The following is a 9,144-nucleotide window of genomic DNA, read 5'->3' on the forward strand; positions in this document are numbered from 1 at the left end:
GCCAGATCGATGCCTACTGTTGTAACCTTCATGTCGGACGCTCCTGTCTGTTCAAGTGGTTGATTTGCATCTCCACTTTGGCACATTTCGATGCCGTGTAGGTGGGAGCGTCCATCCCATTGCTTACCAATGATTGGCTCGATCGCTTGGCGTCGTTTGAGCAACCTGCGCTCCTCATCGGTGAGCCGCTTGTCTTTGCCCCGGTGTTTGATCTCGATGTCCGGGTTGTCCTTGTCCACACCCCGGTAGCCCAGGTCGGCGTACACGACCTCGGGCTTGACCCCCAAGCCTTGCATCAGGATGGCGCTTTGCTCGATCTGCTCATGCATCGTGTGACCGTCATACGGGTTGCCTGGAAAGCTCCTGGCGCCCACGATCAAATTGCCCTTGAGCGTCATGGCCAGGCCCACCTTGACACCAAATTCGTACGGGTTGCGGCTCTTGCCTTTTGAGATGCACTCCACCTCGGGCGCGTGCCAGCTGTAGAGCTTGGCGCGGTTGCCCACCGCTTTGCGGCTGCCGGTCTGCGTGACCAAGCGTTTGGCATTGTCCAAGGTCTGGCCCAAGGTTTCTTGTATGGCTTGACTGAGCGTACTCATCTCGCGAGCCACCTCGCGCTGCAACCGCCCGACGATGGTGCGCTGACGCTTGATGACTTTGCGCATGCGCTTGAACTGGCGGGCATGGGCGTAACGCCCAGCCTTGTAGCCCAGCAGTTGGCCTTCTTTGGCGTAGGTCTGCTTGAGCTCGATGCCCTCAGCCTTGGCGCCTTCAACCACCTTTGATCTGGCTGTCTCCAGCAACTTGCTGTCGGTGGGGTGAGCCGCGGCTTTCTCTTGCACCGTAGAGTCCACGATCACGCGGGTCAATTCTTTCTTGGCGATGAGCTTGAGCGTGACCGCCACTTCCATGGTGCGGGCTAACAGTTCTTCTACGCATTCTTCGCCCAGGGCTTTGCGAAACCGCCCCAGTTGTGTCCGGTCGCACGGCCATTGGTGCTCGAAATACTCGTTGCCAGAAAAGTACTGCCAAGTCGGTGTCTCGCCCCAGCGTTGGATCACGTCCTCGTCACTCTCGTTGAACGCATGCTTGAGGTACAGCAGGGCCACCATCAGACGGGTGGGCAGACGAGGACGGCCGGCATTGGAAACACCACCACTGGCAACGGCCGAGACCGGGCCAAATAAATCCAAGTCCTCAATCTTCTTGCCAGCCTTGACTTGGCGCGCCCAGCGCTGGGCAAGGGATGCCTCGATCTCTTGCCAAGGCATGCGGTTGGCCAGCACCGCCAGCGGGTGGCGCAAATCGATCATCTGGTCCAGGCGGTTGCGGAAAAAGTCATCGGTCATGGCGCTGCTTTCAAAAACTCCCAGAAAACAGGCTCCATTGAATATCTATTTGAGAGTTCTGACTATCCGGAATCACCTCAGATCACCAGCATCCATGTGGGTTGACGGCGTTATTTAGGAGCAACTAATTACCAATAAATTCCCATATTGAAGCGCAATTTATTATTATTGGGCGCGTATGGTGCCAATTTAGGCAAATAAGTAAAATCACTAAATACAAACTTGCTACGATAAGTCAAAGAAAAGTAAGGATAATTGTCCGAGCAGACATTTTTGTCAATCGAAGTCGCAGAATAAACGCCTGGGCTTTTTGAACAAGCGGGCGAACCACCCCCAGATGCATCGCGATAGTAGCTGTACGCCCTCAAATAAGTCCAACCAACACCACCAACAAAGCCTGAATCATTGATCGGTCGGCTGAGTAATGAGTTCAATTTAAAACCAGACGGGCCATTATCTGCGCCAACAAAGTCATAAGCCTGTGGTACACGCTTTGCAGAAGTCCACTCGGCCGATAAACTTCCATCCAGCAAGAAAGAATACGGTAAACCTTGTGCTCTCGATAGACCCAGGTAAAACTTGGTGAAATTGGTCTGCAAACCGCGCACATCTCCAATAGGACCTGTAACTGTGGCATATTTTTCGGCATTCGAACGTGCCAATGACAAATTGGCTTCTGCCTTCAAAGAATTCGCCAAAGCCAAATTGTAGGAGGCAGAATCAGCAGGGTTAGAACTGGCCAACAAGGTTGCTGCGGTCGTAGCTGCGGATTGAGCTGAATTCAATGCCATCGTGGCACTGGAACTTGCAGCGAGATTGTCCAATTTATTAGATACAGAATCTGGTGATATAGATCCCAAAGTACCAGGCAACGCACGCTTAAAACTCAACGATGCTGTGCTTCGACCGCGATAACCCAACCAATCATCAAATCGCTCCAAACGCACTCCACTGGTCATCGCAAAAATTCGATCACCCGCATCCACATATTTGAAACCTGCCGGATAGTCAAAAGGTGTGTTGTATACCGTAGAAGCATTTACGCTTTTGTGTTCACCACCCGCAAACCAAACAATGTTGCCATAGTCGGGATTCAAACGAAAAGGCTCTTCATAAAGCAACTCCAAGGTTCGAGAATCACCTTGATAGCGGATCGCCGAATTACCAACTGCTTTTGGATCGAGCTTGTAATACAAGTTGGACAGATTGAAGGTCAAACGACCGCCGCTGGAGCCCACAGGCCGCTGATAAGAAGCGTTAAATCCACCAAAAAACTGTGGAGAATTCAATGCTGTAGTTCCAGACAAGCTCAGTACATCGGCAGCCCCTGTCAAGTTGTTAAATGTTTTAGCCACTGACATTCGATTAACAGATGTCAACTTGCTGCCGTCGTTTGAAAAACTAATCGTACCCAGATTGTCAATATCAGATAGCTCCAACACCAAATCCGTAATACCAAAAGATGTTTTTTTTAATGTAGGCTTGACGCGCGCGCCAGGTATTCGTGCAACCAATCGCAAGCGCTCATCCAATTCTGGAACATTAATTACCTTACCGCGTAAATCATTAACCTGATCAATGAAAAATCGTGGATCAAAACGGTAGCTGGTCAACCCAGCCAACTGCACTGCCCCCAAACGGTCTTCTTCAATCTGCAAGACTACATTGCCATCATCAACCTTTTGAGCTGGCACAACACAGCGTGAAGTCAAGAAACCTCGTTCAGCATAAAGACGGGTTATGCGCGCAGCCATATCTTGCAAGTCAGGTCCAGTGATGGGACTACCTATGTACGAACGCACTTGCTCTGCAATTAACTTTTCGTCAAGCGCAGAGTTACCAATCACTTTCAAACTGTTGAGCACGAATTTTAAAGCACCTGCTTGATTTTCAGGCTTAGGCTTAGCACTCTCATCAAGCTGTATTTTGTCTAGAACTGTACCTGAGTTCATAGAGCCATCACGAAGTTGACCCGAACGCTTTAGAGGATCTTCATAATCGCTCAAACGGCCAGGTTGGTTTAATGGCAGGGCTGTTTGTGCGTGCGCACTCGTTGTGAGCACGCCTAACAGGCCTAACAAGGCGAAGAGCTTGATTTTCATGGACAGGTAACTTGCCGGTTAGAAGCTTGTAGTTTATTGATACTTGACAGTAAAGCGTGGTCTATATTTTGACCATTCGATACCAAAGCACAGACACCTTTGGCCGTTGACAGAAAGTAAGGTACACACTGATCAGTACTAGAACATAATCGCAAGAAATTGCCAGATGGCAGTCCTTCAAAAACTTTGGTATCGATCAAAACCTCCGCTCGGGGTCCATCTGCCAGAGGCTTGTAAGTCCAACGCTTGAATTCAGATGAGTAAGTCAATTTCCATGGAGCACTATTAGGAAAATCCTCAAACAATGTGCCTTGCCCATTCATGATCATAGAGCCGCTGGGCTGAAGCTCCAAAGAAAATCCATGAAGTCTACCGAAAGCAACACGCAGCTCCGCAATATTAGAATCACAAGCAGCATTGGTGTTGTTTACCAAGTCACAAAAGGGCACCAACCGTAGATTGCTAACTCGGAACTTAATATCTTCCGAAAATTCACTTTGAGTCTGTGCTTGTACAGACGATCCCAGTGCAGCGAAAATGATACCCAACTGAATTAATCGGTTGAATATCATGGACAGCTCACTTGGTGGCTTGCTGATTGAAGCAAATTTATTTGAGCGAGCAACTGATTATCTGTTGGCGGAGAAAAAGATTTAACCAATGAACAAATACCTACATCAGTTGCCAAAAAATAAGGAATGCACGTATTTTGAGAGGAACATATTTTAAGAAAATTACCAGGAGTCGGATTTAAATCTCCAGGCAAAATAAGTGTCTGGTTTATTAATATTTCAGCACTCGCAGAATTGTGTGTATAAGACCAAGAAGGTTGGCTGCTACTGATACTACTGGTGCTTGAATAAGGCAATGCAATACTATTAGCACCAAACCAACCTAAAAACCAATCACTTCCACCAACCAAGTTGATGGTGCCACTATTACTGTCAAGCGAAATAGAGAAATTTGTCAACCTACCAAATACTTTCCACGGATCATAAGTGAATGAATCACAACCAGAACCAGGCAAGTCGCAAAATGGAACAATTCGCAGACTTGATATTTTATCTGCAAGGGTATTTCCCAATGCAACATTACTTTTCGCAGTTGAAATAATTGAATCGGCTATAAGCACTTCCGATGTTATATTCCCCAAATCAGTCAAATTATCAATCGCAATAGCATTTTGAACAGCTTTCACGAGTGCTTCAGGATTGCTCAAAGAATTTTTATTCAGTATATCCTGCAAGTTAGTAACTAACATGCCAGTTCCCGGGTAGATGTTATTGACCAAATTAGGCAATGCGCTACTTGATGTAAGATCAAGCAAATTAATAGTTGCAGTGTTATTTGCAATCTCAGTAAAAATCGAATTCACATTTGGTTGCCCCGTCAAAACCAACGCTTCAGTAAGTGCTACTAGCAAACTAGTGACTTTATTAAGATCAGCGTTATTTGAGGTCTTGATACCTGAGGAGGTTGCAGCTTGAAGAATGTCTTTAGAAAGACCGGCAATAGCATCAACACCATTCCAGTTTGCAGGAATGAGCGCTGCAACAGGATTTGCGTAGATCAGACTCGTGCCGCTTGGCGCATAATTTAAGACAAATTCGCCATTATAAGGAATATCAACTGCTGGTGTATACCGTCCGTCATTATCAAGATCCTGGAAGGTCAGAGGCATATCAATTTCAGCAGGCTTAGTTGAATACCAAGCATTACTTACATTGATCACATTGACTTTACCCTTAACAATCCAGTTCTGACTTTTAATGGTGATTGGCAGCGTTGGCACCATAGGAACGCCATTGGCATTTCTAAATTCATAAATTCCGTTAGCTATTGAGACGCCTATCACTCCATTTTTATCTTGGACCAATGCGCCATAAATATTCGCATCCTCTACCTTCAGCCTAGTAAAACCACTACCGCCAGTGCCACCGCCACCGCCACCGCCACCGCCGCCACACCCAACCAAGACCAAAGAGGTGGCAAGCGCAAGAACAGCAAGCAAGCGCGTTTTTAATAAACTGATAAGAGGATACATGATAGGGACTGCCTATTTAGAGATGCGATCAATGTTGCCCAAAGAAATCAAATGGGCCACGATAAGCTTGTAATAACCCTTTTCCACCAGCTGTTGCAATTCATTCATCGGCAACTTATCAAGACGTGACTCATTGACGCGTTTGATATTTTTCAACATCGGTGCCTGAAAACCCACCCATTTGTTAATCGTGATTGTTTCCAGCAATTTCAACCTATCAAGTTCCGCACAAAAAGCCTGTGTTTTAGCATGTGCAGCTTCAAATGCCTGCATAAAACTCAATACCCGTTTGGTGTACTTCGATGGAAAACCATCTGAAGTAAATAAGGCTTCCCCCTCCTCTTCATTAAAGGCTGGACTAACTTTGTCGATCGCCAAATAGTTAGTTTCCTTGTCTTTAACAAAAACAAACGGATAGCGTCGCAGAAAAGCGGGCATGTACTCACCCGCTTTCCACATGTCGTCAGCGCCAACAAACCAACTTGATTTACGCCCCAAACCCAGGACCACTGCCGCGAACACCTGACCATCTTCGCCCTTGGCGAACACAATCGGCTGCGAACGTGCAGCAGCATAGAACTCGTCCACTGTGATCAGCGAATCGGTTACGTTTTTAGCGTAATCAGCGCTTCTTACCTCGCGGACGCGCACATTCTTGTGCACTTCCGACGAGAGCAGCTCCACTTCTTGATAGATACCCAGTTCCAAAATAATCCCTTTTTAAATTTTGTTGTAATCAATTCGATCCGAATAACTTACGGAAGAAGCTCAAGAACGCATTTGATGCATTGCTTTGATTCAATGTATTCACATCAGTTGCAACCCCACCAACCGTTCCCGGTGTTGTCACTGTGCTGCTGACCTTTGCATTAGCAACATCGACAACAGAAGCCATGGTCACCGTGGAAGTTTGACTGTTGTAAGTCAAGATATCAGTTGTACCCGTCCCATAACCCGGCGTAAGGATGCCCACTTTCGATGCGACAACACCTCCAGTGGCATTGACGTCGCCGATGACTGATACGTTTCCATTTGCTGTCAGTCCAGTAACAGTGGTGTTCCCAGTCACAGACAAATTACCACCCAGTGTCGTTGCACCGTTAGCACTCAATGTACCGCCCGTTGCAATGTTGCCTGCACTCAGGTTACCAGTCACTGTCGCGCTGGACAATGTCGTTGCGCCTGCGTTCAAGGTGCCAACTGTGGAGATGTTGCCTGCAGTCAGGTTGCCTGCCACCGTCGCCACGTTCGCATTGACCGTGCCGATGTTGCTGGTCGTTGCTGTCAACGTTGTTGCGTTCACTGTCGTCAAGTTGCCAGTGGCAGCCGTCACAGTGTTGGACGCGGTCACGTTCGTGGCGTTCACCGTGGCAATGTTGCCAGTGGTGGCATTAACAGTCGTCAGGTTGCCGGTGGCAGCCGTCACGGTGTTAGACGCGGTCACGTTCGTGGCGTTCACCGTGGCAATGTTGCCCGTCGTTGCTGTCAACGTTGTTGCGTTCACTGTCGTCAAGTTGCCAGTGGCAGCCGTCACAGTGTTGGACGCAGTCACGTTCGTGGCGTTCACCGTGGCAATGTTGCCAGTGGTGGCATTAACAGTCGTCAGGTTGCCGGTGGCAGCCGTCACGGTGTTAGACGCGGTCACGTTCGTGGCGTTCACTGTCGCTATGTTGCCCGTCGTCGCGGTCAACGTACCGTTCACGTTCAATGCGCCTGCCGTGCTGATGTTGCCTGCACTCAGGTTACCCGTCACTGTGGCGCTGGACAATGTCGTGGCGCCTGCGTTCAAGGTGCCAACTGTGGAGATGTTGCCTGCACTCAAGTTGCCTGCCACCGTCGCCACGTTCGCATTGACCGTGCCGATGTTGCCGGTCGTTGCTGTCAACGTTGTTGCGTTCACTGTCGTCAAGTTGCCAGTGGCAGCCGTCACGGTGTTAGACGCGGTCACGTTCGTGGCGTTCACCGTGGCAATGTTGCCCGTCGTTGCTGTCAACGTTGTTGCGTTCACTGTCGTCAAGTTGCCAGTGGCAGCCGTCACGGTGTTAGACGCGGTCACGTTCGTGGCGTTCACCGTGGCAATGTTGCCCGTCGTTGCGGTCAACGATGTGATGTTGCCTGCCGCCGCCGTCACTGTTCCTGTTGCATTCACGTTCGTGGCGCTGACGTTCGTGCTGTTCACGTTCGTCGCGTTCACTGTCGCTATGTTGCCCGTCGTCGCGGTCAACGTACCGTTCACGTTCAATGCGCCTGCCGTGCTGATGTTGCCTGCAACCAGGTTGCCCGTCACTGTGGCGCTGGACAATGTCGTGGCGCCTGCGTTCAAGGTGCCAACTGTGGAGATGTTGCCTGCACTCAAGTTGCCTGCCACCGTCGCCACGTTCGCATTGACCGTGCCGATGTTGCCGGTCGTTGCTGTCAACGTGCCGTTCACATTGGTCGTGCCCAGGTTGGTCACCGTCGCGTTCAGACTGTTCAAGTTCGACTGGCCCGTCACACTCAAAGTGTCGCCCAGTGTCGTGGCACCGTTGGCGTTCAAGGTACCCGCTGTGCTGATGTTGCCTGCGTTCAGGTTAGCCGTCACGTTGGCGCTGGCCAATGTGGTGGTGCCAGCTGTCAAAGCACCCAAGGTGGTTTGACCGGTCACACCCAATGTGCCCGCCGTGCTGATGTTGCCTGCACTCAAGTTGCCTGCCACCGTCGCCACGTTCGCATTGACCGTGCCGATGTTGCCCGTCGTTGCGGTCAACGATGTGATGTTGCCTGCCGCCGCCGTCACTGTTCCTGTTGCATTCACGTTCGTGGCGCTGACGTTCGTGCTGTTCACGTTCGTCGCGTTCACTGTCGCTATGTTGCCCGTCGTCGCGGTCAACGTACCGTTCACGTTCAATGCGCCTGCCGTGCTGATGTTGCCTGCACTCAGGTTACCCGTCACTGTGGCGCTGGACAATGTCGTTGCGCCTGCGTTCAAGGTGCCAACTGTGGAGATGTTGCCTGCACTCAAGTTGCCTGCCACCGTCGCCACGTTCGCATTGACCGTGCCGATGTTGCCGGTCGTTGCAGTCAACGTGCCGTTCACATTGGTCGTGCCCAGGTTGGTCACTGCAGCGTTCAAGTTAGCCAGTGTCGACTGACCCGTCACGCTCAAAGTGTCGCCCAGTGTCGTCGCGCCGTTGGCGTTCAAGGTACCTGCCGTTGTCAAGTTACCCGCAGTCACCGTGCCGTTGACCGTGCCTGTGCCAGACACCGTCAGGTTGCCTGCGCTCACGGCCAAATTGCCGTTGGCCACCGTCACGCCTGCGTTCGCTGTCACCAGACCGTTCGCTTGAACGGTGCTGTTGAACACCGCTGCGCCTGTTGTGGTCAAGCTGCCGTTCGCTGTCGTCGCGCCGTTGAACTGCGTTGTGCCTGTGCTGGTCAGGTTGCCTGTGTTGGTCAAGCCCGCTGTGGTCGTTGCACCCACCACGTTCAAGCCACCCGTCACGTTCGCGCTGGCCAAGGTCGTTGCGCCTGCGTTCAAGGTGCCGACTGTGGAGATGTTGCCTGCACTCAAGTTGCCTGCCACCGTCGCCACGTTCGCATTGACCGTGCCGATGTTGCCGGTCGTTGCAGTCAACGTGCCGTTCACATTGGTCGTGCCCAGGTTGGTCAC

At 50.6% G+C, this 9,144-nt stretch carries 6 protein-coding genes; all 6 read right to left on the reverse strand.

Going from position 1 to position 9,144, the window contains the following annotated elements:
* Nucleotides 1–1,349 (reverse strand): IS5 family transposase (locus B9Z52_RS17380; RefSeq protein WP_108415101.1); only part of this gene is annotated, 1,349 nt, incomplete at its 3' end.
* 128 nt (nucleotides 1,350–1,477) lie between these two features.
* The gene (locus tag B9Z52_RS17385) at nucleotides 1,478–3,451 is read right to left on the reverse strand and encodes a POTRA domain-containing protein (RefSeq protein ID WP_108415102.1); all 1,974 of its coding nucleotides are present in this window, start codon (nucleotides 3,449–3,451) and stop codon (nucleotides 1,478–1,480) included.
* Complete coding sequence (locus B9Z52_RS17760; protein WP_146182893.1) at nucleotides 3,448–4,023, reverse strand: hypothetical protein; 576 nt, start codon at nucleotides 4,021–4,023, stop codon at nucleotides 3,448–3,450. Before B9Z52_RS17760 ends, B9Z52_RS17385 begins: the two co-directional genes overlap by 4 nt.
* Entirely contained in the window at nucleotides 4,020–5,495 is a 1,476-nt protein-coding gene (locus B9Z52_RS17390) for a hypothetical protein (protein ID WP_108415103.1), read from the reverse strand. Before B9Z52_RS17390 ends, B9Z52_RS17760 begins: the two co-directional genes overlap by 4 nt.
* A gap of 12 nt (nucleotides 5,496–5,507) precedes the next feature.
* Nucleotides 5,508–6,203, reverse strand: coding sequence for a SapC family protein (locus tag B9Z52_RS17395; protein ID WP_158270584.1), 696 nt, complete (start codon nucleotides 6,201–6,203; stop codon nucleotides 5,508–5,510).
* Nucleotides 6,204–6,231: 28 nt separating this feature from the next.
* Nucleotides 6,232–9,144: S-layer family protein (locus B9Z52_RS17920; protein ID WP_158270585.1), on the reverse strand; the 2,913-nt coding region annotated here is incomplete at its 5' end.

It is taken from the genome of Limnohabitans sp. Jir72, assembly GCF_003063575.1.
GTDB lineage: Bacteria > Pseudomonadota > Gammaproteobacteria > Burkholderiales > Burkholderiaceae_C > Limnohabitans_A.